Below are 14,395 nucleotides of genomic sequence, written 5' to 3'. Positions count from 1 at the left end.
TCAACTATCCGTTATGCGAGTCCACCCTCGCATAACACAGCGCCCCGCCAACGTCACGCCCGGACCGCCGCCCTTGCCCAGAGATCCCCTGCCCGCCCCCGGTGACCGGCCCCGGTCGCTGACGACGCTGAGCCACCATCCCGTGCCGCTGCAATGGGGCCTGCTGCTGGGTTTGTCGGTGGTGTTCGTGGGGGTGCTGGAACTGGTCGGGCTGCCGGCGGCATTGCTGCTGGGGCCCATGGCGGCGGCCATCCTGCTGGCGGCGTTCGAGGGCACGGTGCGGGTGCCGCGCCCGCCCTTCCTGCTGGCGCAGGGGGTGGTGGGCTGCATGATCGCGCGCGCGCTGACGCCGGACATGGCGCGGGAGATGGTGGCCCATTGGCCCATCTTCCTGGGCGGCGTGCTGTGGGTGCTGCTGGCCAGCACCGGCCTGGGCTGGTGGCTGGCCAAGCGCCAGGTCCTGCCCGGCACCGCCGCCATCTGGGGCTCTTCCCCCGGGGCGGCCACCGTCATGGTGCTGATGGCGGAAAGCTACGGCGCCGACATCCGCCTGGTCGCCTTCATGCAATATCTGCGGGTGGTGATGGTGGCGGTGGTCGCCTCCATCGTGGCGCGGCTGTGGGGCGTGCCCAGCGGTGTCGTCCTGCCCAAGGTGGATTGGTTCCCGGCCTTGGCCGGGGGACCGTTCACCGCCACCCTGGCCCTGGTGGTGGGGGGTGTCGTCATCGCCCGATTGCTGCGCCTGGGCGTCGGCCCGCTGCTGATCCCCATGGTGCTGGCCATCGCCGCCCGTGACACCGGCCTGTTCACGCCCACCCTGCCGCCCTGGCTGCTGGCCGCCAGCTATGCCCTGGTGGGGTGGAGCGTGGGTTTGCGGTTCACCCGGCCCATCCTGGTCCACACCCTGCGCGCCCTGCCCCGGGTGGCGGCGTCCACCCTGGCGCTGATCCTGCTGTGCGGCCTCAGCGCCTTTGTGCTCACGCGCGTGGCCCATCTCGACCCGCTGACGGCCTATCTGGCCACCAGCCCGGGTGGCGCCGATTCCGTCGCCATCATCGCGGCCAGCACGCCGGTGGACGTGTCCTTCGTCATGGCCATGCAGACCGCGCGCTTCCTGCTGGTGCTGGCCACCGGCGCACGCCTGTCCCGTTTCGTCGCCAAACGCCTGGGCGCCACGCCCGCTATGGGAGGAACCGCATGAGGACCACCCTGGACATCGGCCTGAACGACCCCTTGCAATTGCGCATCGCCGCCTCCGCTCCGCGGGAACGCCCGGCCGGCCACTGGCTGGGCCGGATGCTGCGGGGCTTCCGCGCCGGCGACGCCCGGCTGGTCATCAACCACCCGTTGGTGAAGGACGCGCCGGCCAGCCTGCGCCTCACCAGCCCGGCCTTCGCCGACGGCGGCGCCATTCCCCGGCGCCATGCCGGCAGCGGCGTGGGCGACAACCTGTCGCCTGCGCTCAGCTGGACGGGCGTCCCTGCCGGCACCGGGGCACTGGCCTTGGTGATGCAGGATCCGGACGCGCCCCTGCCCCGGCCGGTGCTGCACCTGCTGGCCACCAGCATCGCGCCGGGCCGCAAGGGCGTGGATGAAGGGGCGCTGTGCCCCCAGGTGGGCAACGGCCTGACCCTGGGCCGGGGCCTGTTCGGCCGGATCGGTTACGCCGGCCCCCGGCCGGTGCGCGGCCATGGGACCCACCGCTACGTCTTCCAGCTGCTGGCCCTGGAACACCCGCTGGCCCTGCCGGACACCCCAAGCTTGCGCGACCTGCTGGCGGCGCTGACACCCCAGACCGTGCTGGCCTGGGGGACGCTGATAGGGACGTACGAGCGGGTTTAACCTGCCTGCTCCGCCGGCACCACGAAGCTGTCCATCACCTTCTTCGTGCCGGAATGCTCGAAGAAGATCTCCAGCTTGTCGTTTTCGACATGCTTGACGATGCCGTAGCCGAATTTCTGGTGGAAGACGCGGGCGCCGGGGCGGAAGGGCGCGTTGGGCCGGGCGCGGGGGGTGACGTCGACGGCCGTGCCTTCGATCAGGCGGCCGGTGCGGTTGCCCACGGGGGCCTGGCGGCCCATGCGGTTGAAGCTTTCATTGAAGCTGTCGGACGGGCCACCGCTATAGCCGCCATCGCCGTAACCGCCCCGCATGCCCTGGCCCCAATGGCCGGAGGTCAGGCCGGGGTCGTTCTCCACCGCGATATGGTCGTCCGGCAGTTCGCCGATGAAGCGCGACGGCAGGCTGGTGGACCAGGTGCCGTGGATGCGGCGGTTGGCGGCGTGGCTGATCAGCACGCGCTTGCGGCCACGGGTGATGCCGACATAGGCCAGGCGGCGTTCCTCCTCCAGCCCGGCGATGGCCGTTCTCATCCAGGGTGCGCTGGCTGGGGAACACGCCCTCCTCCCACCCTGGCAGGAAGACGACGTCGAACTCCAGGCCCTTGGCGCCGTGCAGGGTCATCAGCGACACCTGGGCGGAGCCCACGGTCTCCGCATTCTCCATCACCAGGCTGACATGCTCCAGGAAGCCCAGCAGGTTCTCGAACTCGCCCATGGCGTTGACGAGTTCCTTCAGGTTTTCCAGGCGGCCCGGCGCCTCCGGCGTCTTGTCCTCCTGCCACATGCGGGTATAGCCGCTTTCATCCAGGATGGATTGGGCCAGGTCGGTGTGGCGCACGGTATCGATCTGGCTGCGCCAGCGGGCGAAATCCTGCACCAGGGCGCGCAAGGTGGCGCGCACCTTGGGCTTCAGCTCATCCGTCTCGGTCAGGCGCAACGTCGCCTCCAGCAACGGCACGCCCAGCACCCGGCTGGTCTGGTACAGCTGCTGGATGGTGGCGGGGCCGATGCCGCGCTTGGGCGTGTTGATGATGCGCTCGAACGCCAGATCGTCCGCCGGCTGGGCCACCACCCGCAGGTAGGCCATGGCGTCGCGAATCTCCAGCCGCTCATAGAAGCGCTGACCGCCGACCACGCGATAGGGCAGGCCCAGGGTGATGAAGCGCTCCTCGAACTCACGCGTCTGGAAACCGGCGCGCACCAGCACCGCCATGTGGTCCAGGCCGGTGCCCTTGCGTTGCAGCGCCTCGACCTCATCGCCCACCCAGCGGGCCTCGGCCTCCGCATCCCACAGGCCGCGCAGCACCACCTTCTCGCCGCCCTCGGCCTCGGTCCACAGGGTCTTGCCCAGGCGGCCCTGGTTGTGGGCGATGACACCGGCCGCCGCCCCCAGGATGTGGCCGGTGGAGCGATAGTTCTGTTCCAGGCGGATGACCTTGGCGCCGGGGAAGTCCTGCTCGAACCGCAGGATGTTGCCCACCTCCGCCCCGCGCCAGCCATAGATCGACTGGTCGTCGTCGCCGACGCAACAGATGTTCTGATGCCCCTGAGCCAACAGGCGCAGCCACAGGTACTGCGCCACGTTGGTGTCCTGGTATTCGTCCACCAGGATGTAGCGGAAGCGCCGCTGGTAATCGGCCAGCACGTCGGCGTGGGCCTGGAACAGGGTGATGTTGTGCATCAGCAGGTCGCCGAAGTCGCAGGCGTTCAGGGTGCGCAGGCGCTCCTGGTATTGGCGGTAAAGGGTCAGCACCTTGCCGCCCGCAGCCTCCCCCGCGTCCTCGGGCCGCAGGCGGTCCGGCGGCAGGGCGCGGTCCTTCCAGCGCTCGATCACCGACAGCAGCACGCGGGCCGGCCATTTCTTGCCGTCCACCCCCTCCGCCTCCATCAGCTGCTTCAGCAGGCGCAGCTGGTCGTCGGTGTCCAGGATGGTGAAGCTGGACGTCAGGCCCACCAGTTCGGCATGGCGGCGCAGGATGCGGGCGGCCAGCGCATGGAAGGTGCCCATCCACCAGCCTTCGGTGTCGCCGCCGATCAGCGCGCCGACACGGTCGCGCATCTCGCGCGCCGCCTTGTTGGTGAAGGTGACCGCCAGGATGTTCCAGGGGCTGACCCGCCGGGTCATCAGCAGGTGCGCCAGACGCGTGGTCAGCGCCCGGGTCTTGCCGGTGCCGGCACCGGCCAGCACCAGGACGGGACCGTCCAAGGCCTCCACCGCCTCACGCTGTGCCGGATTCAGGGCGTCGAGATAGGCGGGGGACCAGCCGGCCGGAAGCGGCGGCGGGGGAGCCGGCGCCGGGCGCGCGGCGGCAATGGGCGGCGCCTTTTCCGGCTCGGCCTTGGAGTCGGGCTTGGGCGGGGCGGGCGGGTCCAGGCGGGAGAACAAGTCGGTCATGAGGGGAACATATACAGCACAAGTCCGCGGCCGTCAGCCCCGCCATCCGGCCCATTCCGAACGGGCGCGGCACGCAAGAAGGTGAAACCACCTATCCCGTTGCACTGGTGGTTCATATGATGGAAAGATGAACCCGACATGTTGATGCCCCCCGACCGAAAGACCCGACCTCGGGAACCATCGGCGGGGTGGGGAGCGAACCGATGAACCTGCGCTTGAACGATACGAAGACGCTGCAAGCGATCGGCATCCTGGCGGACGTGCTGGACGACCTGTCCGGACCGGAACGCCTGGAATGCCTGATGGCGGCCAACGCCTTGCGCCAGGTTCTGGAAACCCGCTCGGAAAACGCCCTGGTTTTCGCGCGTGAGGCCTTCGAATCGCTGGAGCCGGACGTGCGCCGCCAAATCCAGACCGACGCCACCGACGCCGCCATCAAGGTGGTGGCCACCACCCGCGCCCAGGGCGGCTTGCGCGCCCCCCGCAAATCCAGCGGCAGCGCTTTCCTGGACGCCATCAATGGCGGCAACATGAAGACGGAACGTAAGTGGTAATGGGGGTTAGCCGTCGTTTTCCCTCAGGCGCCGGGCGCCCGCATCCGCGGGCTTGGCTTGTCCTCGCTTTCCAGTCCGCCTACGGCTCCCCGGAAAACTGCGGCGGCCCCGTCGGGGCCTAATTCAGTCAGCACTCAAATACCTAAGTCAGAGCGGGCTCCGCCGCCGCCCCGGCGCTGCCCACATGGGCGCGCACCTGGTTGCGCCCCTCATGCTTGGCCCTGTACAGCGCCTCATCCGCGCGCTGGATAAGGCGGACCAGTGATTCGCCCGGCTCGTACCGGGCCACCCCCACCGACAGGGTGATGTTGCCGATGGCCGTGCCGGTGGTGCGCTTGACGATGCGCCGGTTAGCGATGGTGACACGCGTGCGCTCGGCGAAGACCAGCGCCTCCTCCAGCCCGGTATCGGGCAGGATGATGGCGAATTCCTCACCCCCGAAGCGGGCGGCGGTATCGCGGCCCCGCACCGTGTCCTTCAGGGTGCGGGCCACCAGCTTCAGCACCTGGTCACCCACCACGTGCCCATGCTCGTCATTGAATTTCTTGAAGAAATCGATGTCGATCATGGCCAGGCACATCGGCTGGCCATGTTCCATGGCATTGGCCGCCGCCTCACGCAGGGCCTGGTCGAACTGCTTGCGGTTGGCGAGTTCCGTCAGCGCGTCGGTCATGGCCTCACGCCGCACCGTGTCCAGGTCACGGCGCATGGTCTCAATCTCGCGCGTGCTGTTGCTCAACTGCGTTTGCAGGAACTGGTTGCGCGCCGCCACGCGTCGCGCGTGCTCCGTCATGGCGGTGACCACGCCGCGCAGCTGTTCCAGGGTACCGGCCAGGCCGACCTGGCCCTGGAAGGCGTTCAGCGCCGCGCCGAAACGATCAGCGTCGCCGCCGGCCGTGACCACGGTGGTGGCGACACCGGCCAGCGCCTCGGTCAGCTTGGCGCCGATCTGCTGGATGGCCGCCAACTCGTCATCGACGGCGAAGAACTTGTGGTACAGCTCGGCGCAACGCTCCTCCGTGAAGGGCAGGCCGTTGCTGGCGATGATGTCCACCGCCCGCACCAGGTCAGGATAACGCCCGCTGACATAGGCGTACCAGACGGTGAAGTTGTGGGGATGCGGCGCGACCTGCTCCGCCGCCATGCGGTCCATCGCCCGCGCGGCGAGATGGCCGGCCATCTCGGGTCCCTCAGCGAACAGCACGCACCCTCCCACACCCTGGGCCATGGGGACAGCCTTCCGGACCGGCGTGTCCGCCGACCGGGCGCCCCTGTCGATAGCAAGACTAAGTCAGAAAGCGATGCGCGCGGAACCGTCGTGGAACCCGGACCGGCCCTGCCTATCCGAAATTTCTGGTTGCGCGACTTCCGGGTCAAAAGAACAGGCCCGCGCCGATGGGCATACCCCGGCGCGGGCCCCTTGCGACCGGCGGCGGCGTCAGGTGTGCTGCGTCGCCTTGCCAACCAGGTGGTGCAGGTGCTGGGTACGCTTGGTCAGGCTCTGCGTCACCGAGGAGATTTCGGCGGTGGCGGCGGCGGTCTGGCCCGACAGGTTCTTCACTTCACCGGCGACGACGGCGAAGCCCTTGCCGGCCTCACCCGCGCGGGCGGCTTCGATGGTGGCGTTCAGGGCCAGCAGGTTGGTCTGCTTGGCGATGGCGTCAATCTGCTGAGCGACGGTGCCGACCTTCTCGACCTCGGTGCGCAGGAGCTCCAGCTCCTGGATGATTTCCTGGAGGGCGGCGGACAACTCGGTCTTCAACGGGGAGGAGGTGGAGCTCATCGATGGCACCTGACGGTTGAATGGTGTCGCTGGATCAGCGGCCCGGGCGTCCCCTGCCGGGACGGCCCAGCCGGCGCCCCTTAATACCACATAAGGACAGGCGGGTTTACGCCCAAATTCAGGTCTTGCGATCCGACGTTGTTTTATTTGGTTCGCTCTCGCAACGATCAAGCGTGCCAGCCGTGCGCCATGCAAAAGGCCGCCCCGGATTCCTCCGGGACGGCCCTTGGCATTCAAACAAACCGCAACGATCAGGCGGAGAAGCGCAGCGCCTTGGCGCGGACCACGCTGGGCAGGCCCTGGATGCGTTCCAGCAGGCCCTCGCCCACCTCCAGGTCCACGGACACCAGCGCGATGGCGTTGGCGCCGGCCTCGGTGCGACCCAGGTGGAAGGTGGCGATGTTCACGCCGGCATCGCCCAGGGTGGTGCCCAGCTTGCCGATGAAGCCGGGCTTGTCCTCGTTGCGGATGAACAGCATGTGCTGGCTCAGTTCCGCTTCGATCGGCACTTCCTCGATCTGGACGATACGGGGCTTCTCACCGCCGAACAGGGTGCCGGCCACGGTGCGGGTGGCCCGCTCCGTCTGCACCACGACGCGGATCAGGGTCTGGTAGTCGGCGGCATCGTCGCGCTTGGTCTCCGCCACCTTGATGTCCCGCTCGCGGGCGATGACGGGGGCGTTGACCATGTTGACCGAGGCCAGCAGGGGCGACAGCAGACCCATCAGGACAATGGCGGTCAGCGGACGGGTGTTCAGGTCGGCGACCTGGCCCTCATACTCCACCGTCACGGACTTCAGGCCCGTCTCGGTGATCTGGCCGGCGAAGCCGCCCAGCTGTTCGGCCAGCTTCATGTAGGGCTTCAGCTTGGGCGCGTCTTCGGCCGAGACCGACGGCATGTTCAGGGCATTGACCACGGCGCCGGTGACCAGGAAGTCGGACATCTGCTCGGCCACCTGCAGGGCCACGTTCTCCTGCGCTTCCGTGGTGGAGGCGCCCAGGTGCGGGGTGCAGATGACCTTCTCGTTACCGAACAGGATGCTTTCCTTAGCCGGCTCTTCCGCGAACACGTCCAGGGCGGCACCGGCGACATGGCCGCTGTCCAGGGCCGCCTTCAGGTCGGCCTCGACGATCAGGCCGCCGCGGGCGCAGTTGATGATGCGCACGCCTGGCTTGGTCTTGGCCAGCGCCTTGGCGTCCAGCACGTTGCGGGTGGCGTCGGTCAGCGGCGTGTGCAGAGTGATGAAGTCGGCGCGGCGCAGCAGCTCGTCCAGTTCCACCTTCTCCACGCCCAGATCCTGGGCGCGTTCGGCCGAGAGGAAGGGATCGAAGGCGACGACGCGCATCTTCAGGCCCAAGGCGCGGTCGGCGACGATGGAACCGATGTTGCCGCAGCCGATGACGCCCAGGACCTTGCCGTACAGCTCCACACCCATGAAGCGGTTCTTTTCCCACTTGCCGGCGTGGGTGGAGGTGTTGGCGGCCGGGATTTCACGGGCCAGCGCGAACATCATGGCGATGGCGTGTTCGGCGGTGGTGATGGAGTTGCCGAAGGGGGTGTTCATGACCACCACGCCGCTGGCGGTGGCGGCGGGCACGTCCACGTTGTCGACGCCGATGCCGGCGCGGCCGACCACCTTCAGGTTGGTGGCGACCGCCAGCACTTCCTTGGTGACCTTGGTGGACGAGCGGATGGCCAAGCCATCGTACTTGCCGATGATGGCCTTCAGCTCATCCGGCTTCAGGCCGGTGATCACATCGACCTCGACGCCGCGTTCCTTGAAGATTTCGACGGCGCGGGGGCTCAGGCTGTCCGAAATGAGAACCTTGGGCATGGCTCTGGATCCTTTGAAAGGATGGGCCGGCGCCGCCCGTCCGGATGGTTTCCGGGTAGGGGGCGGCGCCAGGCCGTATGTCAGGAATAGGCGTAACTAAGACGCGAAGCCGTGGATCAGGCGACCAGTTCGGCCGCGACCGTGGCGTAGGCCCAGTCGATCCAGGGCAGCAGCGCCTGGATGTCGGACCGCTCGATCGTGGCGCCGCCCCAGATACGCAGGCCCGGGGGGGCGTCGCGGTAGGCGCCGGCGTCCAGCGCCACGCCTTCCTTTTCCAGCAGGGAAGCGACCTTCTTGGCCACTTCCGCCTGCACTTCCGGCGTCTGGGTCGCCAACTTGGGATCGGCGAACTTCAGGCAGATGGAGGTGCAGGACCGGGTGGCGGGCACGTCGGCCAGGAAGGCCGCGGTGGTGCCGGCATCCGCCCAGTCGGCCACGGCCGCCAGGTTGGCCTCGGACCGTTCGATCAGGCCCTTCAGGCCGCCCACGGATTCGGCCCAGCGCAGGCCGTCCAGGGCGTCCTCGACCGCCAGCATCGACGGGGTGTTGATGGTCTCACCCTTGAAGATGCCTTCGACGATCTTGCCGTCCTTGGTCATGCGGAAAATCTTGGGCAGCGGCCAGGCCGGCTTGTAGCTTTCCAGGCGGGCGACGGCGCGGGGGCTGAGCACCAGCATGCCGTGCGCGGCCTCACCGCCCAGCACCTTCTGCCAGGACCAGGTGACCACATCCAGCTTGTCCCACGGCAGGTCCATGGCGAACGCAGCGGAGGTGGCGTCGCAGATGGTCAGGCCTTCGCGATCATCCGCGATCCAGTCACCGTTGGGCACGCGCACACCGGAGGTGGTGCCGTTCCAGGTGAAGACCACGTCGTTCTTGAAATCGACCTGCGCCAGGTCCGGCAGCTTGCCGTAGCCGGCGGTGAAGGTGCGGGCGTCGGCCAGCTTCAGCTGCTTCACGACGTCGGTCACCCAATCCTTGCCGAAGCTTTCCCAGGCGACCATGTCGACACCGCGGGCGCCCAGCAGCGACCACAGGGCCATTTCAACGGCACCGGTGTCGGAAGCGGGGACGATGCCGATGCGGTAGTCGGCCGGGATGTTCAGAAGGGCGCGGCTGCGATCAATGACCTCTTGCAGCTTGGCCTTGCCGGGCTTGGACCGGTGCGAGCGGCCCACCAGGGCGCCCTTCAAGGCATCCAGCGTCCATCCGGGACGCTTGGCGCAGGGACCAGAAGAAAAATTAGGATTCGACGGCCGGCTCTCGGGCTTCGGCGGTACGGTCATGATGCTATTCCTTGCAGAATAGTTGCGCCCCGTTGGGGGGGCGTGTCCCGCCGCCGAACTTATGGGCCTCACGCAAGAACGTCAATCATGTCGATGCGGGCGCGATACATTGCTGCCATGTCGGAATGCCGTACGTAACATCCTTACGGATAGGCGCCCGGCCTTGGCGACGCCATAGGCCGCGACCGCGGCCGCCGCAGGTTTCAGGGGAGCGTCAGCGGACTGGAAACCGAGGAAGCCAAGTGGCCGGATGGCCACGCCCGGCGCCTGAGGGAACCCAAAACGTCAGGCCGCCGCGTTGGGTATCAGGGCCGCCGGCACCAGCTTGCTGTCGGCCAGCGCCTGGCACAGGCGGAAGTAGCTGTCCCGCCGTTCCGCCGAACTTTCAAAGCGTTCCAGGTAGTTGAGGATGAATTCCGGCCGGCGCAGGGCGGTGGCCAGCGTCTCACCCGCGAAGGCACGGGCGCGGCCGCCTTCCGGCAGGTTGCCGCAGGTGGTGATGATGGCCAGCATGCGGTCGGCGAACCCCATGGCCTGGTTGCCGACGATCTCCGTCCGCACCGTCTCGAACAGGGCGCTGTCCAGGATGTCCAGCATGTCGCGCTTGGCCGCCTCCGGCACGCCGGCGTTCTGGATGCGGTCGGACAGTTCGCTCAAAGGCCGGATGATGTCCATGCGCCGCCCCTGGCAGCCCATGTCCCAGACGATGTCGTCGGGCACGATCAGGGACCGCAGGTAAGGCGCCAGCCGGGCCTTGGCATGGCGGCCGGGCGCCATGTTCACCAGGCCCAGCACCAGGTTGATCTTGGCGTAGATGCCGCGCGCCTGTCCCATCAGGTCGGACATGGCCTCGGGCTGGATCAGCTTGTCGGCCCGGATGGCGATGGCCTCCTGGATCTCCTCATCATTCACCAGGGTCGGGGCGGTGACCTTGAGATGATCCAGGATGCGGACCAGGGCCCGCATCTCATCCTGGATGTTGCGCTCGCCATAAAACGGCAGGCGGGCGTGCAGGTGGCGCAACAGGCCCAGGCGCAATTCCGCCAGCGTGCGCGGCAGCACGCCCTGGGCCAGCAGCTCCGACAGGGTGACCAGGCCCGGCGGCTGCCCGCCGCCGTCGACCTTGCCCAGCTTGCCTACGTAAAGGTTGATGGCGTTCAGCACCAGTTCGATGCGGTCCGCCTCCTTCCCCACCAATTCCTTCAGAGCCAGGGAAGAGGCCAGGATTTCCGCCGCCACGCTGTCGATGATGCGCATCTCGCGCACCGTCAGGTCGGGGCTGAACAGGCGGAACAGACGGTCCAGCTTTTCCGTCCAGGTCTTGGACCCGGCCAGATACGCGGCGGTGGCCCGATAAAGCCCGGGAATGGGATCGCCGGCGGCGGCCAGCTTTTCCGACAGCGCCTTCAGGCCGCCCGGCGCCAGCGGCGGCACAGGCGTGGCCTTGGCCCGGGTGAGCAGACGGTTCAGCCCGTCCTCCACCATGGCCATCAGTTCCTTCATGCGCGACACGGCCGTCTGCTGGCTGCCGCGCACCTGCTGGCTGGCCAGGCGCTGCAAGGCGCCCTGGACCACGGTGCCGGCGTTGTCCAGCGCCCGGGCCGGCACTTCGTAATTCAGGACCTCAAGCGGGGTCAGGCGATTCTCATCCAGGTAGCGGCTGAACAGGCCGCGGATGACCTGGCGCTGGACATCGCCGGTGAAATCGTCCGACCGTTCGCACCAGGAGGCATCGCGGCCGGGGTTGGCGATCTGCAACGGATCGGTTTCGGCGACGCCGGGGCGCAGACGCTTGCGCACCGTGATGTGGCTTTTGAAATCGTGGTCCCGGTAATCGCGGCGGCGAACGATGCGCACGCCGTCCACCTCCTGCCGGTCCACCAGCATGGCCGCCGCCGGTTCCACCTGGCGCAGGTCAGGGCTTTCCTTGACCAGAAGCCACTGGTCGTTGTGCAGGCTGTGCAGTTCGAAAGCGGTTTCAACCGTTCCGACAAGTTGCTTCTGCCTATCCACGGGGACCCTGGCTCCGAAAAAATAGAGGGGCATTGCCGTATAGTGAATACGGCATGAACGCCCGCTTTTATGTGTATGCCGGCATCATCACGCATCCCCTCGCGCCGGTAAACGACAATGTCCGCAACCACCCCTTCCGGAACCGGCATGGCGGACCGTTCAGGTGGGGGCAAGGGCGGCGGCAGCTACCTGCAAAGGGGCTTCGCGGAACCGGAAAGGATAAGGGGAGGACGGGGACAGACCGGCCGCCGCCATACCCCTTCCGCTCCGCGATAAGCCCCGCATCCTCACCAAACGGATAGGTTCAGGTCAATCCGCTGAAAGGCATAGACGGTGGCGTCAGACGGTGATGTGCCCCTCCAGGTACAGCACGGCGTGGCCACCGATATGCACGCGGTCGCCATCCAGGCGGCAGGCCAGGGCGCCGCCACGCGCCGACACCTGGCGCGCCGTCAGCCGGTCGATGCCCAGGCGCCCCGCCCAATAGGGAATCAGGGTGCAGTGGGCGGAGCCGGTCACCGGATCCTCCGGAACGCCTTCGGCCGGCGCGAAGAAGCGTGAGACGAAATCCACGCCCGGCTCATCCCCGGGCGCCGTGGCGATGACGGCGAAACGGTCGATGCCCGCCAACCCCGCCATGTCGGGCGCCAGGGCCCGCACCGTGGCCGCGTCCTCATACACCACCAGATAGTCGCGGGACGCCAGGATGGCCGTCGGTCGCGGCCCGCCCAACGCCGTCACCAGGCCGGCATGCACGGTGTCCGGCGCCTGCGGCGGCCGGGCGGGGAAATCCAGGACCAGGCGCTCCGCCCCCTCGGTCTCCCGCGTCACGGTCAGCAGGCCGGCTTTCTGCGTGCGGAACACCACCCGCGCCGTCCCCGGATGCAGGACGTTCATCATCAGGTGGGCGGTGGCCAGGGTGGCGTGACCGCAGAGGTCCACCTCAACCAGGGGCGTGAACCAGCGCAGGCCCCAGGCACCGTCATCGCCCGGCCCCGGCGGCACGAAAAAGGCGGTTTCCGACAGGTTGTTCTCCGCCGCGATGGCCTGCAGCGTCGCGTCCGGCAGCCAGGCGTCCAGCGGCACCACGGCGGCGGGGTTGCCGCCGAAGACGCGGTCGGTGAAGGCATCGATCTGATAGATCGGCAGGCGCATGGCGGCTCTCCTTTTTGTCATGACACGAGATGGGCGACAATCGATACACTTGTCGAATATGGCGCCCGATTACGCCGATCAATGATCATATTGTCATCATGACAATAGATGCCCCAGAGGCCAGCATCGCCATGTGGTTGCCCGATATCGCCACCCGTCCCGGCCCCCGCTATCGCGCCATCGCCGCAGCATTGCATGACGACATCGGCAGCGGCACCCTGCCCGCCGGCGCCAAGCTGCCCACCCACCGGGACCTGGCCTGGCGCCTGGGCGTCACCGTCGGCACCGTCACCCGCGCCTATGCCGAGGCCGAACGCCAGGGCCTGATCGGGGGGGAGGTCGGGCGCGGCACCTTCGTGCGCGACCTGCGGCCGGCGGAAACGGCGCCGGAGCCCCTGGGCGAGACGCCAATCATCGACCTGTCGGTCAACGCCCTGGCGCAACGCCCCAATGAGGATCGCCTGCGCCAGGCCCTGGTGCAACTGGCCGGCCGCAACGACCTGTCGGCGCTGATGAATTATCCGCCCGTCAACGGCACCCATCGTCACCGCCAGGCGGGTGCGGCCTGGATCAGCCAGACCACCGGCATGATGGTGGATACCGACCGGCTGCTGCCCACGGCGGGCGGCCAGAACGCCATGCACCTGGCCCTGGCCGCCGTCACCCGCCCCGGCGACAGCCTGCTGGTGGAGCGCCTGTCCTACCCGTCGGTGAAGCCCCTGGCGGCCCTGCTGGACCTACGGCTGGTGCCGGTGGCCATGGACGGCGAAGGCCTGATGCCGGACGCGCTGGAACAGGCGGCCCGTGCCCACGGCGCCCACGCCCTCTACTGCATGCCCCGGCTGCACAACCCCACCACCGTCAGCCAGGGCCCGGGCCGGCGCCGGGCGGTGATGGATGTCTGCCGTCGCGCCGGCATCCTGGTGGTGGAGGACGACGTCTATGGCTTCCTGGCGACGGAGGATGGGTTCGCACCGCTGGCAGCCCTGGATCCCGACCGGGTGCTATACCTGACCAGCCTGTCGAAAAGCCTGATGCCGGGCCTGCGGACCGGCTTCCTGCTGTGCCCCGCCCCCCTGATGGACCGGGTGCGCACCTTGCTGCGCGCCACGCTGCTGGGCGTCAACCCGCTGGGCGTGGAGTTGGCGGCGGAATTCGTGTTGTCGGGTGCCGCCGAGGAGGCCTGCGCCCAGCGCCGCACCCTGGTGGCCGAGCGCCAGGCCCTGGCGCGCCGCGTGCTGACCGCCGCCGGTTCCGATCCCGCCTGCCCGCACCTGTGGCTACCCTTGCCGGAGCCGTGGCGGCGGGAGGATTTTACCCGCGCCCTGCTGGGCCGGGGCGTGCGTGTCACCCCCGCCGATGCCTTCGCCGTGGCGCGCGGCGACACGCCCCACGCCGTGCGGATCTGCATCGGCGGGCAGGAGCGGCCGGAGGTGCTGGAACAAGGCTTGCGGGTCATCGCCAACCTGCTGGCGGAGCCTGGAGCGATGGGCGAGGCTCTGGTTTGAGTTCCTCAGGCGCCGGCAGGGCCGT

Annotated in this window: 9 protein-coding genes and 2 pseudogenes; 4 read left to right on the top strand and 7 right to left on the bottom strand. The window is 68.3% G+C overall.

The genetic code is table 11. The annotated features are described in order from the left end of the window. Positions 1–127 precede the first annotated feature (127 nt). Together PW843_12815 and PW843_12810 are read left to right on the top strand one after the other, a co-directional pair. On the top strand, positions 128–1,201 hold the full coding sequence (locus PW843_12815) for an AbrB family transcriptional regulator (protein ID MDE1147477.1): 1,074 nt from the start codon (positions 128–130) through the stop codon (positions 1,199–1,201). After that, a complete protein-coding gene (locus tag PW843_12810) occupies positions 1,198–1,842 on the top strand; it encodes a YbhB/YbcL family Raf kinase inhibitor-like protein (protein ID MDE1147476.1) in 645 nt (214 codons plus the stop codon). Before PW843_12815 ends, PW843_12810 begins: the two co-directional genes overlap by 4 nt. Here the strand turns inward: PW843_12810 and PW843_12805 are convergent. Then, positions 1,839–4,236 (bottom strand): annotated as a pseudogene (locus PW843_12805) (UvrD-helicase domain-containing protein). The gene PW843_12810 and the pseudogene PW843_12805 sit on opposite strands and share 4 nt — an antisense overlap. Positions 4,237–4,451: 215 nt before the next feature. Between PW843_12805 and PW843_12800 the strand changes: the two are divergent. Further along, positions 4,452–4,790: a hypothetical protein gene (locus PW843_12800; GenBank protein MDE1147475.1), complete on the top strand. Its 339-nt coding sequence runs from the start codon at positions 4,452–4,454 to the stop codon at positions 4,788–4,790. Between the two features lie 142 nt (positions 4,791–4,932). On the opposite strand, the gene PW843_12795 is transcribed toward PW843_12800, so the two are convergent. The 6 genes and pseudogenes from PW843_12795 to PW843_12770 form a co-directional block, all read right to left on the bottom strand. After that, positions 4,933–5,970: a GGDEF domain-containing protein gene (locus PW843_12795; GenBank protein ID MDE1147474.1), complete on the bottom strand. Its 1,038-nt coding sequence runs from the start codon at positions 5,968–5,970 to the stop codon at positions 4,933–4,935. Between the two features lie 330 nt (positions 5,971–6,300). Next, positions 6,301–6,483, bottom strand: a pseudogene (locus tag PW843_12790) (methyl-accepting chemotaxis protein). 341 nt (positions 6,484–6,824) lie between these two features. Further along, complete coding sequence (gene serA / locus PW843_12785; GenBank protein MDE1147473.1) at positions 6,825–8,408, bottom strand: phosphoglycerate dehydrogenase; 1,584 nt, start codon at positions 8,406–8,408, stop codon at positions 6,825–6,827. Positions 8,409–8,524: 116 nt separating this feature from the next. Then, positions 8,525–9,694, bottom strand: coding sequence for a phosphoserine transaminase (locus PW843_12780; GenBank protein ID MDE1147472.1), 1,170 nt, complete (start codon positions 9,692–9,694; stop codon positions 8,525–8,527). 285 nt (positions 9,695–9,979) lie between these two features. Then, positions 9,980–11,707, bottom strand: a complete 1,728-nt coding sequence (locus PW843_12775; protein ID MDE1147471.1) for a hypothetical protein — start codon at positions 11,705–11,707, stop codon at positions 9,980–9,982. 339 nt (positions 11,708–12,046) lie between these two features. Beyond that, positions 12,047–12,862, bottom strand: coding sequence for a PhzF family phenazine biosynthesis protein (locus PW843_12770; protein MDE1147470.1), 816 nt, complete (start codon positions 12,860–12,862; stop codon positions 12,047–12,049). A gap of 98 nt (positions 12,863–12,960) precedes the next feature. Between PW843_12770 and PW843_12765 the strand changes: the two genes are divergently transcribed. Continuing rightward, on the top strand, positions 12,961–14,370 hold the full coding sequence (locus PW843_12765; protein MDE1147469.1) for a PLP-dependent aminotransferase family protein: 1,410 nt from the start codon (positions 12,961–12,963) through the stop codon (positions 14,368–14,370). The last annotated feature ends 25 nt before the right edge of the window (positions 14,371–14,395 follow it).

The organism is Azospirillaceae bacterium (assembly GCA_028283825.1).
In the GTDB taxonomy this organism is placed as follows: domain Bacteria; phylum Pseudomonadota; class Alphaproteobacteria; order Azospirillales; family Azospirillaceae; genus Nitrospirillum.
This window is presented reverse-complemented; position numbering and strand designations above follow the sequence as displayed.